This window comes from Parerythrobacter lutipelagi (genome assembly GCF_005434975.1).
GTDB classification, from domain to species: domain Bacteria; phylum Pseudomonadota; class Alphaproteobacteria; order Sphingomonadales; family Sphingomonadaceae; genus Parerythrobacter_A; species Parerythrobacter_A lutipelagi.
The window spans coordinates 84,828-105,581 of sequence record NZ_SKCJ01000001.1; the positions used below are offsets into that span (position 1 = coordinate 84,828).

The following is a 20,754-nucleotide window of genomic DNA, read 5'->3' on the forward strand; positions in this document are numbered from 1 at the left end:
ATAGGTCGGTTCTATCTTAGAACTTGGTACGCACGGTCACGCCATAGCTCCGCGGTTCCTGTGGGAATGCAGAGCGCGAGCCAGACCGCAGCACGGTGTTGAACGTCACACCGCGCGTAACCTGGTTCGTGATGTTCGTTCCGAAGACTTCGATCGCCCAGCTATCGTCCTGAGCGCCGATACCGGCACGCAGATTGATCTTGGTGTTGCTGTCCTGAACATCGAACGGCACCAATACCGGGTTGGCCAGGCTTGCCGGATCAACCGCTTGGGTCGAGGTCCGGCGATCATCTTCGAAGCGGATCTGGCCGTTGACGAAGAAGTCGAGGTAATTGCCCAGATCTTTCTCGTAGGTCGCACCAGCAATCGCGACGATTTCCGGGGCATTGGTGAGTGAATTGCCACACAGCGACAAAACGTTCAGCGAGGTCTGCGTTCCGGCGCAATCGTCCGGATAGTTCGCATCTGTGTAGGTTATACCACCGTTGAACGTAAGGTTGTCACTGGGGCGAATAACCGTCTCGATTTCAATGCCTTGCGTCTCGGCCTTGGGCACGTTGAATGTCGTGAACTGAGCACCGGTGAATTCAAGAACCTGGAAGTTCGAGAACTCTTCAAGGAACGCGGCGATATTCAGCGTCACGGCGTTATCGATCAGCCTGGCTTTCAGACCGATTTCATACGCATCGACTTCTTCCGACAGGAAGCGCGGATCTGCGCCCCCGGCCGCGGCAGTCGAATCGAGGTTGAAACCGCCCGATTTGTAACCGTGCGTGAAGCTCGCATACACATTGATCGGAGCGTCGAAAGCGTAGCTGATTTTACCAGTGTAGATCAGTTCGGAATCCTCGAATTCCGAAGCGAATGTCCGCGGCAGCGGAAATACTGCTGCTTGCGGTAGATCGGCCGGTGCAGTGAAGGCGAAGCACCCCGTTCCAAACACGTTGCTGATGAGCGGCGCGGGAACATTCCCCGCTCCGATCGACGCCAGAATTGCCGGGCAAAGAGGATTGTTGTTGGCACCCTGCTGGAATGAGCCATCCTTGCTTTCGTCCGAATAACGCAGCCCCACCGTCAGAGCGAGCGAGTCGGTGACGTTGAACGTGTTATGGGTAAACACGGACCAGCTCTTGCTGTTCTGCGTGTACAGGTTGGTGTTTGTCGTGCCCGCCGGATCAATCCCGCCCGAAAGAACGGAGAGCGGATTGGCCCCGAATGCGCCGCCGGTGGGGGCGAAGAAAAGCGCCCCGATCAGTTCACCGTAGTCCTCGCCGAGCGAGAAATCGACCTGTTGCGCAATGTCCTCTTCAGAATAATAAACACCGACGAGCCAGTCGAGAGCGCCGCCGAATGCCTCGCCTTGTACCCGCAATTCGTGCGTCATTGTTTCGATACCGACGATCCCGGCATCCACGTCGAACACGTCGAGTCCCGAGAAATCGGAGTCGTAGTTTTCGAACGAATCGTATTCGCGATAGGATCCGACGTAGATGATATCGGCGCTATCCCCGAGCGGCACCTCGAGTTCACCCGTAACCCCCCACTGCTCGATAATGGTGGTGGGTACAAAGTTTGCCGTGGCTATCCGCGCGTCGATTGCCGCCTCGGCGGTGGTTTGGTCAAACCGGTTTGTCGCTACGATTGGCCCCGCCATGCCCCCCCGGGCACCAAGACCAACTGCTGCGAACAATCCAGCGGTTTCGATCGGCGATTGAAGAACCTCTATCGCAGCGCCGAACGGAGCGGTGCTTTCGGAATAGTCGCCAATAATCCGCCCCCTGATCCCGCCTTCGGTTTCCTAACCGATCTGGCCGCGCACAAGAAACTGATCGGCACCGTTGGAATCGCCGAGTTCGGCTCCGTTACGGTCAACAACAGTGATGAAACCATCGCGCTCGCGATAAGCCCCGGTCAGACGGACCGCCAAGGTGTCCTGTACGATGGGAACGTTGATCGCGCCTTGTATGCTATACAGATCGCGGTTGCCGTATGTGGCATTGGCAAAGCCGCCGAACTCGGAGAGGTCTGGGCGCTTATTGGTAATGTTCAGCGCACCGGCGGAGGTGTTCCGTCCGAAAAGCGTACCCTGCGGGCCGCGAAGAACCTCGACACGCTCGACATCGACAAACTCGGAGAGCGCGACGCCGGGACGCGATTGGTATGCGCCATCGATAAAGATACCGACCGCGCTTTCGAAACCGATATTGTTCGACGTGGTACCCACGCCGCGAATACGCAGCACCACCGACCCTGCGGCGGTCTGAGCGCTTGATGTCGAGAAGCTGGGCGAGACATTGGTTATCTCCTGAACATTCACAACGCCTTGGCGTTCGAGCTGAACAGGGCTCACCGCTGTAACCGCGATAGGAATATCTTGAACGTCTTGCTCACGGCGGGTTGCCGTCACAATGATGATGTCGTCATCGAATTCAGGGGTCGCAGCAGTTTCATCGCTGTCTTGAGCAAACGAAGTTCCCGAAAGGCCGGCAAATCCTGCAGCACAGGCGATGGCTGTCGTGCGCAAAAGCATCGTCTTCATAAAAATTCCTCTCCAAGTGCTCGCAAACGCGAACGTTCGGCGTGCGCATTTCAGGCATCACCGCTGTTACAATTATGGAACACACTGGGTAATAGGAGCAATGCCGACGCGTACTCGGACGCAATAATGCGGCACTGCGTGGCGATTATGCACCATATTGCTTTGTGGCAATGCATCGCTGACCAAAGAAACTTGCGCCTCGACGCTACGGCATCGCGCTCTTTCAACTCAACGGAGGCGGCAAGTGGTGGACAGGGCTGGATTCGAACCAGCGTACGCTTGCGCGGGCAGATTTACAGTCTGCTGCCTTTAACCACTCGGCCACCTGTCCACTTGGCTTGTCGGTTGGCGGTAGAAACCGCCTGAAACTGCACCCCATATTCAGGGGCGATCCGACCGAGAGGCGCCCCTTTGGCGAAGCGGCGCTTGCCTGTCAATGGGCGTGCTGGCATGGCGCCGAAACAATCATGATTTCGGGTGAGTTTGATGGCCAAAGGTGAACGCAAACGCGCGCTGCGCGGTAGAGCGGGACGGATGCAAGGTGGTCGTGGCAGCGGCCGGGCGAGCACGGGCAGTGTCCGGCTCTGGGGGCGTCACGCGGTAGAAGCGGCGCTGAAAAACCCCCAGCGGGTCCATCGCAAGCTGTGGGCGACGCGGGAAAGCATCGAAGAGCTGGACGGCGAATTGCCGGCCGACTTCCCGGTTGAATATGCAAATGTCGCGGATCTTGCGCGGCTGGTTGCTCGCGATGCGCCGCACCAGGGGCTGGTGCTTGAATGTGCCGCACTTGAGGATGTGTTCCTCGACGAAGCGATGCAGGCACGGCCCGGTTCACCGCTAGTATTCCTGGATCAGGTGACAGACCCGCATAACGTCGGTGCAATCCTGCGGTCCGCAGCTGCCTTCGGTGCTGCTGCCATTGTCACGCAGGACCGGCACGCTCCACCGGAGTCGGGAACCGTGGCGAAAAGCGCGTCTGGCGCGATGGAGACAGTTCCCTGGGTGCGGGTGGTCAATCTTTCGCGGGCGCTCGATGAGGCTGCCAATGAAGGATATTGGCGCATAGGTTTGGCCGGAGAGGCGGAATCCGAGTTCGCGCAGATCCTGCCTACTGGTCCCGTTGCGCTGGTGCTGGGCGCAGAGGGCGAAGGGATGCGCCAGAACGTGGCGTCACATTGCGATGCCCTTGCCCGGCTCCCCATTTCAAGCAGTATCGAAAGCTTGAATGTCTCGAACGCTGCAGCAATCGGACTCTATGCTATAGCGATGCACAGCTCCGAATCTGGCTGAACAAACGCGGGGGAAAGAAATGAATTTCAAACCCTATGCCAAGAGACTTGGCGCCGGATTGATCGTGCTGGCCAGCCTCACGCTGGCCAGTTGCATTCTCTTGCCCGGCAAGTTCGATTCATCGCTCGACCTGCGATCCGACGGGACATTCACATTCGACTACGAGGGGCAGATGCTCTTCCTGCCGCTAAGCAAGGAGTTCGGCGACAGAGGCGTGGACGGCGAAGTTTCCACAATGGAGGCCGTTGCAGAGGAGTATTGTTACGATGACAATACGTTCGATGAACGCGAATGCACCGCAGAAGAACTAGAAGAATTCAAGCGCCAGAACGCGGAAGCTCGCGAACGTTCCAATCAAGCCGCGAGAGAGCGCAACGAACAAATGGCAAAAATGCTCGGCGGTGTTGATCCTGCGGATCCCGAAGCCGGTCAGAAATTTGCCGCGCAGCTTGAACGCCAGGCGGGATGGAACAGCGTGAAATATATCGGCGATGGCCTGTTCGAAGTTAAATATGCCATCTCCAGCCGCCTTGCCCATGACTTTGCATTCCCCGCGATCGAGGGAATGAATTTCATTCCGCCATTCGTCCAGATGCACCGACGTGATGGCGGCGCCATCCGGATCAATGCTCCAGGTTATTCGGCACAAGCGGTCACCAACGGCATGAACCCTGCCCTGCTGATGTTCGGGCAAAGTTTCGGCTCAGCTCCAACCGGCAATGGCAAATCTGAAATCGATATGGCGAATCTGGTCAACGGGACATTCTCAATTACGACCGACGGCGAGATCCTCGCAAACAACACTGATCAAGGGCCCGTTGATACAGCGACTGGCCGCCGACTTTCATGGAATGTCGACGCGTCGTCGACGCAGGCTCCAACCGCATTGATCCGCATTCGCTGACATGGCCGCATATTGAACGCGCAAGAAAATGGGGCGGTCCGAAATCCCGGCCCACCCCTTTTTCATGCGATTCCGGTAAATCCGGAGGCGATTGACGTCGGTTAGTTGACCGCGTCCTTCAGACCCTTGCCAGCCTTGAATTTCGGCTGGTTGGATGCCTTGATCTGCATTGGCTCTCCGGTGCGCGGATTGCGCCCGGTCGATGCCTTGCGCCGGGCAACCGCGAACGTACCAAATCCCACCAGCCGCACTTCGTCGCCTTTCGACAGCGATGTCGTGATAGCGTCGAAGACACCTTCGACCGCACTGGCGGCATCGCTTTTCGACAGGCCGCTCGATTCTGCGACGGCTCCAATCAGGTCGTTCTTGTTCATATCCGGTAATCCCCCTTGTCTCGCTGCTAGCACTGCGTTGCTTTGTCGGAGGCAATGAATCACCTCGCGCGAAGCGGAGATAGAAGGGGTTTTTCCACAGGCTGTCAAAGGCAAAGAGCCTCTATCTTACGCAATTGGCCCAAAAATCGGGATTTTGCGACGAAACGTGCGGTCTGGCCGGCGCAAACGTCAGTGCGCCGTAGGGGAAGACCCGGGCGAAGAGTGTAGCGGTTGGCTCGCGAGATCGTCAGCTTCGGTCCATTCGATCGGAGCGGGCATCGAAGTGAGCGCGCATTCCAGCACCTGATCGACGTGTCCGACCGGGATGATCTCCAGACCGTCGGTCACATTGGCCGGAATTTCCGCCAGGTCTTTCACATTGTCTTCCGGAATCAACACCTTCTTGATCCCGCCGCGCAAGGCCGCGAGCAGCTTCTCCTTTAGCCCGCCAATCGCAAGCACCCGGCCGCGCAGCGTAACTTCACCGGTCATGGCGACATCCGGCCGCACAGGCACGCCGCTAAGCGTCGAGACGATCGAAGTAACCATACCCACGCCCGCACTTGGTCCGTCCTTGGGAACTGCGCCTTCCGGCAAATGGATATGGATGTTCTTGCGCTGGAAAATGCTCGGCTTGATACCGTAATGCGGTGCGCGCGCCTTCACGAAGCTGAACGCGGCCGCGACGCTTTCATTCATCACTTCACCCAGCTTGCCGGTGGTCTTTACTTCACCCTTGCCCGGTGTGGTGACGCTTTCGATCGTCAGCAGCTCGCCGCCGACTTCGGTCCATGCCAGTCCGGTGACCGCACCGACCTGCGCTTCGTCGTCCGACATACCGTGCTTGAACTTCCGCACGCCTGAGAAGTCGCCCAGATTCTCTGGTGTGATCGTGACACTGTCCACTTCCTTCTCGAGAATCTTGCGCAGAGCCTTGCGGCAAAGCTTGGCGATCTCTCGCTCGAGCGTCCGGACGCCTGCTTCTCGGGTGTAGAACCGGATCAGGTCACGCAAACCGTCTTCGGTCAGCTCGAATTCGCCTTCCGTCAGACCATGTGCTTCGATCTGTTTGGCGATCAGGTGGCGCTTGGCGATCTCGACTTTTTCATCTTCGGTGTACCCTTCCAGCCGGATGATCTCCATCCGGTCGAGCAAAGGCTGCGGCAGGTTGAGGCTGTTCGCTGTGGTCACGAACATGATGTCCGACAGGTCGATATCGAGTTCGAGATAGTGGTCCTGGAACTTCGAGTTCTGTTCCGGATCGAGGACTTCGAGCAGCGCCGAAGCCGGGTCGCCCCGGAAATCCTGACCCAGCTTGTCGATCTCGTCGAGCAGGAACAGAGGGTTGCTCTTGCCCGCTTTGCGCAGGTTCTGCACGATCTTGCCGGGAAGCGAACCGATATAGGTCCGCCGATGTCCGCGAATTTCAGCCTCATCGCGCACCCCGCCCAGCGACTGGCGGATGAATTCGCGCCCGGTCGCCTTGGCGATACTCTTGCCGAGCGAGGTCTTGCCCACGCCCGGTGGGCCAACAAGGCACAGGATCGGGCCTTTCAACTTGTTGGTGCGCGCCTGCACCGCAAGATATTCGATGATCCGGTCCTTGACCTTTTCCAGCGCATAGTGATCGGCGTCGAGCACTTCCTGCGCCTTGGCGATATCGCGCTTGAGCTTCGATTTTTTGCCCCATGGCAGGCCTAGCAGCACGTCGAGATAGTTGCGCACAACAGTCGCCTCGGCGCTCATCGGCTGCATGCCCTTGAGCTTCTTGAGCTCGCTCGACGCCTTGGCCCTGGCTTCCTTCGACAGTTTTTGCTCGTCGATCTTCTTCTGGAGCTCAGCCAGCTCGTCGGCTTCTTCGGCATCGCCGCCCAGCTCGCCCTGGATCGCTTTGAGCTGCTCGTTAAGGTAATATTCGCGCTGGGTCTTTTCCATCTGGCGTTTGACCCGGCCACGGATCTTCTTCTCGACCTGAAGCACGGACAGCTCGCCTTCCATGAAGGACATGACCATCTCCAGCCGCTTGAGCGGATCGGATTCGGTCAGCAGCGCCTGTTTGTCGGAAACCTTGGCATTGATAGCAGCGGCGACCGCATCACTAAGCATCCCGGCATCGTCGAATTCGCCGAGCTCCTCAGCTGCGTCATCGCCCAGCTTCTTGTTGAGTTTGGCGTAATCCTTGAAGTGATCGACCACCGACCGCATCATCGCGGTGACCTCACTGCCTGACGCGGTTTGCTCGTCCAGCTCCGACACTTCGGCGACGACCATGTCATCGACCATCTTGAGCTGTTCGAGCTGTGCCCGCGCCTGCCCTTCGACCAGCACACGCACGGTGCCATCGGGCAATTTAAGCATCTGCAGCACCTGCGCCACGACACCTATGTCGTAAAGATCGTCTCGCTCGGGGTCGTCGCAGCCCGGATCGAGCTGCGCCAGAAGGAAGATATCCTTGTTGCCTTCCATCGCTGCCTCGAGCGCAGCGACCGACTTGTCGCGCCCGACAAACAGCGGGACGACCATACCGGGAAAGACGACAATATCGCGAAGCGGGAGAAGGGGAAATGTGCTCATGGGCGGAATATGGGAAGCGCCCTGCCCCGCTGCAACAGCATGGCCGGGCTAAAGCTGTGGACGGGCGCAGCGAAGACGGGGGTGTTGACACGTCTGACACTGTCGTCGCCACCCGAACAGCCGGTGTTGACACTGTTGACACAGACCTTCGCTTTGCAGCGGTAAGCTGCGCCAACAGGAGCAAGAAAGGCCGGACGAGTCATCTCGCCATGGTATAGGGCCCTGCCCCTGTAGGAAAGCGCTCTGCTCCATTCACACGCGCTTCACCCATCGGCGCGCAGTCGGGAAGAATGAAGACGCTCTTGTTCTCGCTGGCTCTTGTCGGACTGACTGCCGTGCCAGCGCAGGCCTGCAGGATTTTTCGCCCGGCCGAACACCGGATCGAGGCGCTTCGCGCGCATGAACATTATTCCGGGGCAGTACTGGTTCGGATCGAAAGTGCCCGCCACACCGCCGAACCGGTGCAGGATTCACGCGCATGGGAGGCGAAAATCCGCATCGTACGCACGCTCGACGGACGCGTGAAGATGGATCCCATCATCATCGTGGGTGGGTGGGGTTCTGCGGCATGCGAACTCAATCCCGAGATCGCGAAACCCGGCTCCCTATGGGTGGTCTATATCGCGTCGAACGGCGGGGGACAGGAACATATCAACATCGCCTTGCCGCTCGAGCGTGCAAGGGAAGCCGATCCGGCCCTGCCCAAGGTCCGCTGATCAGTCCCTGAAGCTCGGATCGATCCGGTCGAGCTTGCGCAGCAGTGCGGGCCAGGCGAGGCCGTTGGCGATCATGCCGATGCCGGCAGACGGTGTTTGCGCCTGAACCTTTTCCGGCGTGCCTTGCGGCGGGTTGTTGAGGTTCTCGACACCTGCGCTCAGCATCTTGACCTGCGCATCGCAGGCGCGCTCGATGAAATAGAGCCGCAGGAAACATTCGCCCACCGTGTTGCCGATTGCCAGCGTGCCATGGTTGCGCAGGATCATCGCGTGTTTGTCACCCATGTCCTCGACCAGCCGCTCGCGCTCTTCGAGGTCGGTCGCGATACCTTCGTACTCGTGATAGGCAATGTCGTGGCGTGCGATCATGCCCGTCTGGGTGTGCTCGAGCAGGCCGAAAGACATGGCGCTGACCGCCTGGCCCGCCGGGGTGTGTACGTGCATCACCGAATGCGCGTCATCGCAGTTCATGTGCAGCGCGGAATGGATGGTGAAGCCCGCCGGATTGACCGGATGCGGGCTTGGGATCACCGGTTGCCCGTCGACATCGATCTTGACCAGCGAAGAGGCGGTGATTTCCTCGAACATCATGTCGTAGGGATTGATCAGAAAGTGATGCTCCGGCCCGGGAACGCGGGCGGAGAGATGGGTGAAGATCAGATCGTCCCACCCATAGAGCGCAACCAACCGGTAAGCCGCGGCGAGATCGACGCGAACCGCCCATTCCTCGTCGGAAACCTGCCCGCGGACATCGGCGTCCGACCCGCTTGCATTGTCGTTCATCAACGTTGCCATGGTGCTCTCTCCTTCAGTCTCTTTCCGCCACTGATAGCACGGAGCGTGCTGATCACATACCCGGCATTTTGAAGCCCGGCGGCAGGCCCATGCCGCCTTGAATGTTCTGCATTTCCTGGTTGGAAATACGGTCGGCCTTGTCGCGCGCATCGTTGAAAGCGGCGGTCACGAGGTCCTCGACCATCTGTTTTTCTTCGGGCTTCATCAGGCTGTCGTCAATCGCAACGCCAAGGATGCGGCCCTTGGCGCTGGCGCGCACCTTCACAAGGCCGCCGCCTGCCTGTCCCTCTACCTCGATCGAGTCGAGCTTGGCCTGCATCTCGTTCATTTGCGTCTGGATCGTTTCAGCGGCCTTTTGTGCGGCCTGGATCATTTCTTCCATCGATTGCATGTGATTATCCTCGGGGTCTTTCTTCAGGCACTCTTGCTCCAGGCGCGGTCGCCCGAAGCGGGGGAATTGTCGTCTTCAACCAGTTCGGCATCGGGGAAGGCGGCAAAGGCGGCCTCCACCATCGGATGTTGGCGCATCTGGGCCTGCGCTTCGGCCTTGGCAATCTCGTCCAGCTCGCGCAGCGAGGGGGACCCGCCGCTATCGAGCAAAGTCACTTCCCACCGTTCGTCGGTTATTCTGAGCAAGGCATCCCGCAAATCGGGCGAGGGATCGCCGGGAAAGCCGTCAGCCAGCGCATACGCAAGCTTGCCTTGCTCGAGTGTCTCGACACGGACCCAGTCGCGCATGACCTGCGCCACGCGCAATTGACCCGCACGGTCGACCTGATCGACCAGGCCTTTCCAGTCCAACGCAGCAGAGGGTGCCGGGCCGGAGCCATCGGTTTCGCTGTGCGATGCCGCCTGCACGCCGGTTTCGGCAAGCTGTTCCAGTTTCTTCGCCAGCTTGCCCGGATCGGGCAGGTCGGCGGCGTGGAGCACCCGCAGCAATGCCATTTGCGCGCTGACCAGCGGATCGGGTGCCTGGCGAACTTCCTCGAAACCCCTGAGCAGCAATTGCCACAGGCGATGGAGCTGGCCCGCCGTCAGCCTTCCTGCCCAGTCGGCCAGCGCCGCGCGCTCATCTGCCGTCGCGGCATCGGGCTCGGCCCCGGCGATCTGTCCGACGGTTATCCGGTGCACGAGGTCCATCAGCCCGCGCATCAGCGAGAGCGGCTCGACCCCGAGTGCATATTGCTCATCGATCCCGGCCAGAAGCGCCTTGGCGTCACCGTCCAGAATCATGCCGAGCAATCGGCGCTGCGCGCTCTTGTCGGCCAGGCCGAGCATGTCGCGCACCCGCTCTGCAGTGACTTTTCCTTCGCCGCCCAGATCGGCATGGGCGATCGCCTGATCGAGGATCGACAGACCATCGCGAACCGAGCCTTCGGCAGCGCTGGCAATCATGTGCAGCGCCTCTTGCTCGGCCTGGACGCCTTCCTGCTCGCACACCCAGCCGAAATGCTTCTGCAGCAATTCCAGAGGAATGCGGCGCAGGTCGAACCGCTGGGTACGGCTGAGCACCGTGACCGGCAGTTTTTCCACCTCAGTGGTCGCGAAGAGGAACTTCACATGCGCCGGCGGCTCCTCAAGTGTCTTGAGCAACGCATTGAAAGCGTTGCGAGAAAGCATGTGAACTTCGTCGATGATATAGATCTTGTAGCGCGCCGAAACCGCAGCGTAGCGCACCGCTTCGATAATCTCCCGCACGTCGTCGACGCCGGTATGACTGGCGGCATCCATCTCGATTACATCGATATGGCGGCCTGCGGCGATCGCCACACAAGGCTCGCACTGGCCGCATGGATCGATCGTCGGCCCGCCCTGCCCGTCAGGCCCGATGCAATTCAGCGATTTAGCGATCAGCCGCGCGGTCGAGGTTTTACCGACCCCCCTCACCCCGGTCATCAGGAAGGCATGGGCCAGCCGGTCGCGCTCGATCGCATTGGCGAGCGTGCGCACCATCGGTTCCTGCCCGATCAGCTGACTGAATGTCTGCGGCCGATACTTGCGCGCCAGAACGCGGTAAGGCTGGCTGGCTGCTTCGGGCGCAGGCGCAGCAACGGGTTGCGACGCTGCATCCTCGCCCCCGCCGAACATCGAATTCTGTCCCGCCGCCTCCAGTTCGGCAGCGCTGGGCGTCTCGTCCTGCGCCTCTTCGGGTTCGGGAATCTCTGAATCGGACATCGCGCTTAACCTAGGGAGCATTGAAGCGTTTGTCGAAGCCTGACTTGGCCCGTTGCACATCCTCGTGAAAAGCTTCGCATGAGCTGCAGCGCGGCCGATTGCCGCCAGCAGCACGAGCGTGGACGGCTTCGGCTCAAATGGACTCGCGCCCGCGCGGCCCGTTTGACCCGGACACAAACCGAATGTGGGTTGAAAAGGAGCCGAGCGACCCGTCGCAATTCACCTGGGCTGCTTCCTTCCGGACCTGACCCGGTGAGCGAACGCAAACGTCCACCCGACTCCCGGGCGGGCATATGGCGAGAGGTGGTGGCAAAATCAAGCACCACGATTCGGTCAATTGCCCGTTCACCCGGCGCTCGTTAATGTGGCAACCAATTGGAGGGGTTTTTCATGATCCGACGCGCTGCTTCGCTTTTCACTCTGACCATGGGTCTTGCCCTTACCTCTGTGCAACCTGCGCTCGGCCAGGATTTCGACTTCGGCGACGACGACAGTCCGTTCGCGCGCGACGGCGAATGCGATGACAACCGCTTCGAAGGGCCCGGCATGACATCGACTCCCTTGCTCGACAGCGATGTCGGGCATGATGCGACGGACTGCCGGATCGCGTACGATCAGGGCCGCCTGACATTCAAAGGCGCAGCCGCGCCGTCGGTCAGAGACGCCAGCCGCATCCAGTGGGGTGACGACAATGGTCAGTGGTCACGCGACGGTGAGTGCGATGACATGCGCTTTGAAGGTTCGGGCATGACGACCACACCGTTACTCGAAGAAGACGTCATGCACGATGCGACCGACTGCCGCAGCGCATATGAACAGGGTCGGCTCGATTTGCGCGGTACGTCGGGATCAGCCTCGGCAGAAGGCAGCACGTCGGCGTTAGCTGTCGCCGCTAATCTCGAACCCGTCCGGATCGAAGGCGCGTTTGATTGGGGCGACAATAGCAGCGAATGGGCGGGCGACGGCGAGTGCGACGATCTCCGGTTCCTCGGCGCGGGCATGTCGAGCGTGCCTTTGCCCGGTGACATCGGGCGCGACGAGCAGGACTGCCGGTCGCTCTACACCGCTGGCACCCTCGGTCTGAACCCACTGTTCCAGACGCCCGTTAGTGCAGAGGATATCATCTTCGGCACCAACACCAGCAGCTTCGCCAATGACGGTGAATGCGATGATCTGCGCTTTACCGGCGCATATGCTTCGCGGATGATTTACCTGACCGACGATGTTGGCACGGATGCAAATGATTGCCGCGCAGCCGTGCAGAAAGGCGAAGCCCGTTGGCAGGCCGATCGCCTACCGTTGGAACTTGGCCAGACGTTGGAGATCGATGGCAGCGAAGCAGCGGCAGATGCTGAAGCCGCCATGGAAAATCCAGGCGAATTCAGCGAAACTTGACTCTCAGCGGAAGTTGTCGGCGTAGGCTTGAAGCTTGAGGCTTTTGGGCGGCGTCGCATGGACTCGCGCAACGATGCCGTATTTCTCGGCATAGGCTTTGGCCGCGTCTTTGCTGGGAAAATTCAACGAAACTTGCGCCTGCGTATCACCGCTGCCGGTCCAACCCATCAGCGGATCGGCCTTGCGCGCTTCTGACTGCTCGAATTCGAGCACCCATTCGTCCGTGCGGGCCTTGCCCGATTGCATTGCACTCTTGGCTCGCTGGTAGATTCTTGCGCTCATGCAGGTCCCTTAATTCAACTCGCGCCGCGATTGAAGGCATTCTTGGTCTTCAGGCTTGGCTTTTCTGTCCACGGTTCGTCAGGCCAGCGGTGTTTGGGATAGCGGCCCCTCATGTCCTTGCGCACATCGGCCCAGCTGCCGCGCCAGAATCCGGGCAGATCGCGGGTCGCCTGAAGCGGCCGGCCGGCAGGACTGGTCAATTTGATCAGCAGGGGCACCCGATTCTCTCCCGTGCCGATCATCGGGTGACGGTCCAGCCCGAATAGCGCTTGCACGCGCACCTCGACACTTGGCGCATCATCGCTGGCGTAATCGATTGCATGGCTGGTTCCGGCGGGTGAAATGAACTCGCGTGGCGCATCACTGTCAAGCCGCTGCCGCTCGTTCCAGTCGAGCTGACCAAGCAGCGCTTCAATCACTTTGCCGCGTTGAATTGCAAGATCCCGCCTCCCTGTCAGCAGCGGTGCGAGCCAGTGCTCCGCGCGTTCAGCCAACAGATCGGTCGCCAACGCCTCTACCCCGGCAAAACTGGCGCGGGCGACGAGGTCCGGCGGGATGATTTTCCCCAACTGATCCACCGCCTTTTCCACAAGCTTGTCCACCAGCGCCTGCGGATCGGGCGCGGGGTCCGGCCCGCTCGCCAGGGTGATGGCCCCAAGCCGCCGCTCGATCCGCGCTTCCACCCGCTGCTCATCCGCATTCCAGCGCACCACGGATCGCTTCTCGATCATATGTCCAAGGTGATTTTCGACCTCTGCCTGGGCAAGCATGGCCGCGGCAGTGATGTGCGCGCCTTTGGCTTGCCCCTGCGCATCGCCGATCACCAGCCATTCCGCTCGTGCAAGGGGCGATGCCGGATCGAGGAAATAGCCGCGTCCGCCGGCGGACAACCAATGTTCGCCCTTCGGGTCGCGTCTGCGGGCAATATTGTCGGGCCGCGCAAAGGCGAGAAACAATGCCGGATTGCGCGCTTCCGGCTCTGCACCGGATATGAGTCTTTCCGCCGCCTTGGCCCATCTCTGTGCGAGTTTTCGCGAAGCATCCGCCCTGCCGCCGCGCTCGCCATTCCAGCGCTGCAAGCGCGCCATCAAGTCCTCCCCGCGGCCGCCAAGCCCGCGTTCCTGCAACAGCAGCACCAGCTTCGCAGCATCCGCTGCCTGTGACACTTCAGCGCCAAAAAGCAGCGCAGCAGCAGACACCGGGTCAAGCGGCAGGCTGGCGATCTGATGGCCCTGCGGAGATATGCGCCCTTCCACGTCGAGCGCGCCGAGTTTCTCCAGCCGGTCCCGCGCTGACGCGATCGAGGCCGCTGGCGGCACATCGAGCCATTGCAACGACGCGGGATCGGCGGTGCCCCATTTCGCCAGTTTGAGAACCAGCGGGGCAAGATCGGCGGTCTCGATTTCCGGCGGGTCGAATTGCGGACGACCTGCATGCCCTGCCTCGTTCCACAGACGATAGGCCACGCCGGGCGCCTGCCGCGCGGCCCGCCCTGCCCGCTGACCGGCGGAGGCCTGGCTCGATCTGTGCGTAACCAGATGCGTGCTCCCGGCTGCCCGATCAAACTCGGCGCTGCGCGTCAAACCGCTATCGACAACCACCGATACCCCGTCGAGGGTCAGGGAGGTCTCGGCGATTGCCGTTGCGAGTATGACCCGCCGCCGCCCCTGCGGGTCACGCCGGATCGCTGCGCGCTGGTCTTTCGGCTTGACCTGTCCGTGGAGCGGCAGGACTGGCACTTCGGGCAGGTTGTGGACGAGCCGTTCCCGTGTCCGCTCGATTTCCCTCACCCCGGGCAGAAACGCGAGAATGTCTCCCTCCTGCTCGCGCCAGGCAGTCATGACGGCGGACGCCATCGCATCCTCCATCCGCGCATCGGGAGAACTGCCGAGCCAGCGAATTTCGAGCGGCCAAGCCTTGCCCTGGCTTTCCACCACCGGCGCATTGTCACCCAACAGGCGGGCGAACCGGGCACCGTCGATTGTCGCGCTCATCACGCAGATACGCAGATCGTCGCGCAGGACCGCGCGGCTCTCCAAAGCCAGAGCCAGCCCCAGATCGCTGTCGAGATGCCGCTCATGCGCTTCATCGAACAACACTGCCGAAACACCGGCCAATTCGGGATCGTCGACGATGCGGTTGACGAAGATCGCTTCCGTCATGACCAGCACGCGGGTTTTACCCGAGGTCTTGCTGTCGAGCCGGGTGGTGTAGCCGATCGTTTCGCCGGCCTGTTCGCCCAGCATTTCCGCCATCCGCTCGGCAGCCGCACGGGCAGCAACGCGGCGCGGCGAAAGGAGGATGATTTGTCCGTCACACCATGGCTGGTCGAGCAGCGCCGGCGCAACCGCTGTCGTCTTGCCTGCGCCGGGTGGCGCAACGAGCACGGCGGTTCCTTGCTCGCGCAGAGCGCCGAGCAGTTCCGGCAGGACAGCGTGGATCGGGAGGTCCGCCATGGCGGGACCGGCTCTAATACCCGCGCGCGACCGCGAAGTGTGCAGCTTCGGCCATGGCGGCGCGGGCCTGGTTCTCAGGAAAGATGGAGATCGCGTCGATCGCGCGTTCAGCAAAATGGCGCGCGCGATCGCGGGTTGCCTCAAGCGCGTCATATTTGGCGATCAGAGCAATCGCTTCTTCGAGATCGGCATCGCTGGTGCGGTGGCCCAGGATCGCGGCCTGCCAGAACTTGCGTTCTTCCTCGGTCCCGCGTGCATAGGCGAGGATCACCGGCAGGGTCATCTTACCTTCGCGGAAATCGTCGCCCCGGTCCTTGCCCATTTCGGCAGCATCAGAATCATAGTCGATCGCATCGTCGACCAGCTGGAATGCCACGCCCAGATTGCGCCCGTAATCGTCAAGCGCCTGTTCCTGGCGCTGGTCACATTCAGCAACCACCGCAGCGATGCGGCTGGCCGCAGCGAACAAGGCGGCAGTCTTCGCACCGATGATGTGGAGATAACGCTCTTCGCTGGTCTCGATCTTGCGCTGGGCTGTCAACTGGTCGACCTCGCCCTCCGCGATTACCGCGCTGGCGTTGGAAAGGATTTTCAGCACCTTCAGGCTACCGTCTTCGGTCATCAGCTCGAAGCTGCGGCTGAACAGGAAATCGCCCACCAGCACGGTCGCCGGATTGCCGAAGATGATGTTGGCTGCCGCCTTGCCGCGCCGCATCTCGCTGCCGTCGACGACATCGTCATGCAGCAAGGTCGCTGTGTGGATAAACTCGACCGCTGCCGCCAGTTTGTGATGGCGCGTGCCGTTGTAACCCACCAATTCCGCCCCAGCGAGCGTCAGCATCGGGCGCAGCCGCTTGCCGCCGCCGGAAATCAGATGCCCGGCGAGCGCGGGAATCAGCGGGATTTCGCTCTGCATCCGGTCAAGAATGACCGCGTTGACCGAATTCATGCCTTGCGCGGTCAGCGCCAGCATCGGGTCGAGAGTGGGCTTCTTGCGCGGCAGCGGGACGATTTCTGCGGTCATGGGGCTTGCTCTTGGCCCTGCACCCCATGCTTGGCAAGTGCGAAGCGCCTTGGCTTCGTTGCAAAACGCGTGATAGGTCATGCTTGATGAGCAACGCCGCAGACCAGCCAGCCGATGATCCGCAACTCGCCGCATTCCGGCGCAGCATCGACAATATCGACGCTGCGCTGATCCATATCCTGGCCGAGCGATTTCGGATCACGCAGGCAGTGGGCCAGTACAAGGCCAAGACCGCCCTGCCCCCGGCCGATCCCGACCGTGAGCAGAAGCAGATTGCCCGGCTGAGGGCACTGGCCGAAGAGGCGCAGCTCGATCCCGAATTCTCGGAGAAATTCCTCCGCTTCATCATCGACGAGGTCATCCGGCATCATGAACGCGCCCGCCGTGATTGAAACAGCCTTCGCCAAGCCGAGCTTGCGGCTGCGGATCGCCAAAGCGCTGTTCCGGCTGTTGCCCGCCCCGTTCCCGGAGGCATCGGAAATCCGCGATAAGCTCGCCAAGCGCAGTCCGCCGCAGGCGGCACCCATGCCCAAGTCGGTCGAAAAGCAATTCATGGTCCAGCAGCAGGATCACTGGGGCGTGCCGGTCTATCATCTGACGCCGCGCGAGAACCGCTCCGACTGGCAGATCATTTACCTGCATGGCGGCGGCTATGTGAACCCGATGCACGCGGTGCATTGGGGGGTTATGCGCGAATTGGCCAAAACCACCGGTGCGACCATCACCCTGCCGCTCTATTCGCTGGCGCCCGAACATGATTACCGGCCGGGCGCGGAGCTGGTGTTCGACATTTACAATCGTATCAGAGTCGAGAATCCGACTGCCAAGATCGCCCTGGCAGGTGACAGTGCAGGCGCGAATTTCGCGCTCGGCACGGCGCTGAGGCTGCGCAATAGCGAACACCCGCAGCCTGATGCGCTGGTGCTGTTCTCGCCGTGGATGGATCTGACCTTGGCTGACGAGCGTGCCCGTGCGGTCGAGCGAGACGACATCATGCTAGGCGTCGACCGGCTGCGCATTTGCGGAGAGATGTGGGCAGGAGACGCCGATCCGGCGCGGCCAGATCTCAGCCCGCTTTACGCGGATCTGTCGGGCCTGCCGCCGATGGCGATTTTCCAGGGAACGCACGACCTGCTGTGCATCGACGCGCGCAGCTTTGCCGAGCGCGCCGAGGCAGAAGGTCATACGGTCGAATATTACGAATATGCAGGCGCCTTCCACGACTTCATGATCGCAGGGTTCACCCGCGAGGCGCAGCATTGCTACGCCCGCACGGGCCAGTTCCTGAAAAGCATTTAGACCTTAGTCATCCTGCTTGCGCGGTGACGCGGTGTTGCGCGGATTGCTGCGCGGTGCCGGGCGGCTTTCCACTTTCGCGCGCGCTGGACGCGCAACCGGTGCCGGTCGTGCAGCCGGGGCCGGTCGTGCAGCAGGGGCTGACTGTGTCCGCTGGACCGGAGCCGGCCGCGCCCGCTGAGCCGGCGGAGCGGTACGGACCGCCGGCGGTGGTGTGTTGCGCGCCGCTGCCGTACCCTGCCCGCCACGGCGATTGCCGCGCTGGCCGACATCATCTCCGCGGCGGTCTCTGCGACGTTCGCCGCGCGGGCGCTCACGGTCACCATTGCGGACCGCTGCATCCGGGCTCAGGCCGAAACCGCGATCATCCGCGCCGCTGCGATCGCCGCGCCTGTGGCCTCCTCTGCCATCATGATCGCCATGACGGCGCCGGTCACGATAATACCCATCGCGATCACGCGAATAGCCCGACCAGTTTTCCGCACGATCACGACGACCGCCGTGGCGGCCTTCCCAATAATTGCGGTAACGGTCGCTCCAGCGATGGCGATGGCCGCGCCGGTCGTAGATGTAATAGCCGACGCCGGGATAATAATAGTCGTCATACCAGCCGTAATAGTAGCCGGTGTAATAGGGGTCATAACTGCTGTCGTAATAGGGATCGTAATAGCCGGTCCCGACAGAGCCGTAATCGAGCAAAGCCGTGCAGCCGCCCAGCGATATCGCGGCGGCTCCGATCAGTGCGATTTTCAAACGTCCGTGCCCCACAGCATGTCTCCGATTCTGTATTCCGTTAAGCTAAGGGCGGATTTATCTGAACAAAATTGAACGCTGGCTGAACCCTGTTTCCAGCCGGTCAATCCGCTTCCCTGACCCAGCGAACACGGGAAATATCGATCTCGAGCTCCTCGCTTTGCGCCGCTGCATTACGCAAGGCATCGAGGTCTTCCGCGACACACACCTCACCTTCCAGCCGCAAGCCTGCAAACGGGTGTTCGGTGACAAATTTCCCCTTGTCAGTGGGGCCGCATGAAACCAGCCAGCCTGCAAATTCCGTGACCAGACCGGCAGCATCGCGCGATGTTGGGCGGTACGCCAGATAGAGATAGAGCTCGCTTTCCAGCGGAGTCCCCTTGTCCATGGGATTTTCCTCGACCAGAAGCTCGATCAGCGATGGCGAGCCATGCGAATAGGATACTTCGCCGCGCTCCCGCTCTCCGGTTTCTTCGTCGATCTGGATGAAGTCGCCGTCTTCATCGATTATCATGGCATTGGCGCAAGCTGGCCAATCCTCGAACGGAGCATCCGTATCAATCTCGCACGGCTCATCCTGTTCGCCCAGCCATATGCCGGGCCTGAACTGTGAGGCATCGGCGGCCTCCCCGAACATCGGCTTGTCGGATACCACGATGTTGCAGGCAGACAGCGCGGCTGCGCTGGCAATGGCGAAGATTATGCGCGTGATGGTCATTCCGCACTCCTTGGCAAGCTGAGCCGAACCAGCAATCCGCCAAGGTCTTCACTCTCGTCGAGCAAGACCTTGCCGCCATAGATTTCCGCCACGTCGCGCACGATCGACAGTCCCAGCCCGGTGCCGGGCTTGCCCGTGTCGAGACGCGCGCCGCGATCGAAAATCTCCTCGCGCTTCTCCTCCGGAATGCCGATACCGTCATCCTCGATCCAGATCTCGCACCGCTCCGCATCGTCGCGGTTGGCATCGACTGTCACGAATACGCTCCCACCCCCGTATTTTGCAGCGTTCTCGATCAGATTGCCGAGAATCTCGTCGAGATCCTGTCGTTCGATAGCGACTTGTGCATCACGGTTTCCGTCGAGATCGAACCGGGTGCTTTCGTAGATCCGCGTGACGGCGCGCAGGACCGATTCCGCACTGGGCCAGACTTGAGCGCGGGACAGTCCCGTCGCGCGCCTGCCTACGGCCCTCGCCCGCGCCAGATGATGGTCGACATGGCGCTGCATCACCTTGGTTTCACGAAACACGTGGCCCGCCAGCTTCGGATCCTGCGCGGTCGCGGCATTGGTCAATACAGTCAGAGGGGTCTTGAGCGCATGGGCGAGGTTGCCGGCATGCGTTCGCGCTTCTTCCGCCTGCTTTTCCGAATGGGCCAGCAGCATGTTGAGTTCCTGCACCAGCGGCTGCACTTCCAGCGGCAAGGGATCGGTCACGCGGTTGATACCGGTCGTGCGGATCTTCTGGATTGCTTCACGGATACGGCGCAGCGGACGCAGCCCGTACCAGCTTTGCAAAGCCGCCATGATGATCAGCCCGAGGCCAAGCACGGCAAACGACCACACAAGGATCGACCGGATGCGCGCGATCTGGAAATCGAGCTCTTCGCGTGCGGAGGCAACCGCAAATGTCCAGCGAGTGTCATCGTCGGGCAGCACAACGGTGCGCTCGACCAGACGCAGCGGTTCGCCTTCGAACTGGTCGCTGTTGAAGAAGTGCGGTTCGGTATCGAGATGTTCGTCCTGCACCTGCAGCGGCTCGTCCCACAAAGAGCGTGACGGATAGCCTTCCTTGCCCGGCGCGCTGATCTGGAAATAGAGACCGCTGTTGGGTTCAAGAAAACGCGGCTCACCGATCGGGCGGTTGAAGTACACTTCGCCATCCGGGCCAACCTCTGCCGTGACCAGCATGGCGTTGAGCAAATAGACCAGCTGGTCGTCGAAATTGTCCTCGACCAGATTGGTCAGCACGCGGTCGAGCGCAAAGCCTCCGGCCAGCAGCAGGATCAGGATCCAGCCGGTCGCAATCGCCATCATGCGGCGGGAAAGACTGCCGGTATGCGGCGCAGTGCCGCCGCCGGCTATTTCAGCGTTGATGGTCGCCAGCTCCGCTTCCTCGCGCAGCGCGGCGGGCGTTTCGTCACCCGTTTGCACTGCGCCGGACGCGTTCATCCCGCCGCCTCC

At 61.1% G+C, this 20,754-nt stretch carries 19 protein-coding genes, 1 tRNA gene and 1 other RNA gene; 6 read left to right on the plus strand and 15 right to left on the minus strand.

The features are described from left to right. Positions 1-16: 16 nt before the first annotated feature. The 3 genes from E0502_RS00440 to E0502_RS00445 all read right to left on the minus strand — a co-directional run bounded on the left by E0502_RS00440 (position 17) and on the right by E0502_RS00445 (position 2,870). The gene (locus tag E0502_RS00440; RefSeq protein ID WP_240048794.1) at positions 17-1,654 is read right to left on the minus strand and encodes a TonB-dependent receptor domain-containing protein; all 1,638 of its coding nucleotides are present in this window, start codon (positions 1,652-1,654) and stop codon (positions 17-19) included. Between the two features lie 144 nt (positions 1,655-1,798). Continuing rightward, complete coding sequence (locus tag E0502_RS15255) at positions 1,799-2,539, minus strand: TonB-dependent receptor plug domain-containing protein (RefSeq protein WP_240048795.1); 741 nt, start codon at positions 2,537-2,539, stop codon at positions 1,799-1,801. Between the two features lie 245 nt (positions 2,540-2,784). Then, positions 2,785-2,870: transfer RNA gene (locus E0502_RS00445), tRNA-Tyr, on the minus strand. 155 nt (positions 2,871-3,025) lie between these two features. On the opposite strand from E0502_RS00445, the gene rlmB reads away from it, so the two are divergent. Further along, positions 3,026-3,829: a 23S rRNA (guanosine(2251)-2'-O)-methyltransferase RlmB gene (gene rlmB, locus E0502_RS00450; RefSeq protein WP_137676036.1), complete on the plus strand. Its 804-nt coding sequence runs from the start codon at positions 3,026-3,028 to the stop codon at positions 3,827-3,829. Positions 3,830-4,001: 172 nt separating this feature from the next. Beyond that, complete coding sequence (locus tag E0502_RS00455; RefSeq protein ID WP_137676037.1) at positions 4,002-4,733, plus strand: hypothetical protein; 732 nt, start codon at positions 4,002-4,004, stop codon at positions 4,731-4,733. 101 nt (positions 4,734-4,834) lie between these two features. Here the strand turns inward: E0502_RS00455 and E0502_RS00460 are convergent, their stop codons facing one another. Then, complete coding sequence (locus tag E0502_RS00460) at positions 4,835-5,107, minus strand: HU family DNA-binding protein (protein WP_137676038.1); 273 nt, start codon at positions 5,105-5,107, stop codon at positions 4,835-4,837. 189 nt (positions 5,108-5,296) lie between these two features. After that, complete coding sequence (gene lon, locus E0502_RS00465) at positions 5,297-7,681, minus strand: endopeptidase La (protein ID WP_137676039.1); 2,385 nt, start codon at positions 7,679-7,681, stop codon at positions 5,297-5,299. 290 nt (positions 7,682-7,971) lie between these two features. On the opposite strand from lon, the gene E0502_RS00470 reads away from it, so the two are divergent. Continuing rightward, entirely contained in the window at positions 7,972-8,397 is a 426-nt protein-coding gene (locus tag E0502_RS00470) for a hypothetical protein (protein ID WP_137676040.1), read from the plus strand. Here E0502_RS00470 and E0502_RS00475 read toward each other — a convergent pair whose 3' ends face one another. The 4 genes from E0502_RS00475 to ffs form a co-directional block, all read right to left on the minus strand. Next, the gene (locus tag E0502_RS00475) at positions 8,398-9,192 is read right to left on the minus strand and encodes a class II aldolase/adducin family protein (RefSeq protein WP_240048796.1); all 795 of its coding nucleotides are present in this window, start codon (positions 9,190-9,192) and stop codon (positions 8,398-8,400) included. A gap of 52 nt (positions 9,193-9,244) precedes the next feature. After that, positions 9,245-9,583 carry a YbaB/EbfC family nucleoid-associated protein gene (locus E0502_RS00480; protein ID WP_137676041.1) on the minus strand — a complete coding sequence of 113 codons (339 nt, stop codon included), beginning with the start codon at positions 9,581-9,583 and terminating at the stop codon, positions 9,245-9,247. Between the two features lie 23 nt (positions 9,584-9,606). Continuing rightward, on the minus strand, positions 9,607-11,367 hold the full coding sequence (locus tag E0502_RS00485) for a DNA polymerase III subunit gamma/tau (protein WP_137676042.1): 1,761 nt from the start codon (positions 11,365-11,367) through the stop codon (positions 9,607-9,609). A 190-nt stretch (positions 11,368-11,557) separates the two neighbouring features. Continuing rightward, an RNA gene (gene ffs, locus E0502_RS00490) (signal recognition particle sRNA small type) lies at positions 11,558-11,652 on the minus strand. A 105-nt stretch (positions 11,653-11,757) separates the two neighbouring features. Here ffs and E0502_RS00495 point away from each other — a divergent pair. Continuing rightward, entirely contained in the window at positions 11,758-12,762 is a 1,005-nt protein-coding gene (locus E0502_RS00495; protein ID WP_137676043.1) for a hypothetical protein, read from the plus strand. Between the two features lie 3 nt (positions 12,763-12,765). Here the strand turns inward: E0502_RS00495 and E0502_RS00500 are convergent, their stop codons facing one another. Genes E0502_RS00500 through E0502_RS00510 form a run of 3 tightly spaced genes read right to left on the minus strand, consistent with a single transcriptional unit; the run spans position 12,766 to position 16,524 of the window. After that, positions 12,766-13,044: an ETC complex I subunit gene (locus E0502_RS00500; protein WP_137676044.1), complete on the minus strand. Its 279-nt coding sequence runs from the start codon at positions 13,042-13,044 to the stop codon at positions 12,766-12,768. A 14-nt stretch (positions 13,045-13,058) separates the two neighbouring features. Beyond that, positions 13,059-15,500: an ATP-dependent helicase HrpB gene (gene hrpB, locus E0502_RS00505; protein ID WP_137676045.1), complete on the minus strand. Its 2,442-nt coding sequence runs from the start codon at positions 15,498-15,500 to the stop codon at positions 13,059-13,061. A 13-nt stretch (positions 15,501-15,513) separates the two neighbouring features. Next, positions 15,514-16,524 carry a polyprenyl synthetase family protein gene (locus tag E0502_RS00510; protein ID WP_137676046.1) on the minus strand — a complete coding sequence of 337 codons (1,011 nt, stop codon included), beginning with the start codon at positions 16,522-16,524 and terminating at the stop codon, positions 15,514-15,516. A gap of 86 nt (positions 16,525-16,610) precedes the next feature. Here E0502_RS00510 and E0502_RS00515 point away from each other — a divergent pair, with 86 nt between their 5' ends. Next, positions 16,611-16,916 (plus strand): chorismate mutase, encoded by a 306-nt coding sequence (locus E0502_RS00515; RefSeq protein WP_137676047.1) that lies wholly within the window; start codon positions 16,611-16,613, stop codon positions 16,914-16,916. Beyond that, a complete protein-coding gene (locus E0502_RS00520; RefSeq protein ID WP_137676048.1) occupies positions 16,894-17,823 on the plus strand; it encodes an alpha/beta hydrolase in 930 nt (309 codons plus the stop codon). The genes E0502_RS00515 and E0502_RS00520 overlap by 23 nt, the downstream gene beginning before the upstream one ends. 3 nt (positions 17,824-17,826) lie before the next feature. Here the strand turns inward: E0502_RS00520 and E0502_RS00525 are convergent, their stop codons facing one another. The 3 genes from E0502_RS00525 to E0502_RS00535 form a co-directional block, all read right to left on the minus strand. After that, positions 17,827-18,573 (minus strand): peptidase, encoded by a 747-nt coding sequence (locus tag E0502_RS00525; RefSeq protein WP_161593682.1) that lies wholly within the window; start codon positions 18,571-18,573, stop codon positions 17,827-17,829. Positions 18,574-18,676: 103 nt separating this feature from the next. Then, positions 18,677-19,291 (minus strand): hypothetical protein, encoded by a 615-nt coding sequence (locus tag E0502_RS00530; protein WP_137676050.1) that lies wholly within the window; start codon positions 19,289-19,291, stop codon positions 18,677-18,679. Beyond that, the gene (locus tag E0502_RS00535) at positions 19,288-20,742 is read right to left on the minus strand and encodes a sensor histidine kinase (protein WP_420813462.1); all 1,455 of its coding nucleotides are present in this window, start codon (positions 20,740-20,742) and stop codon (positions 19,288-19,290) included. Before E0502_RS00535 ends, E0502_RS00530 begins: the two co-directional genes overlap by 4 nt. Positions 20,743-20,754 lie beyond the last annotated feature (12 nt).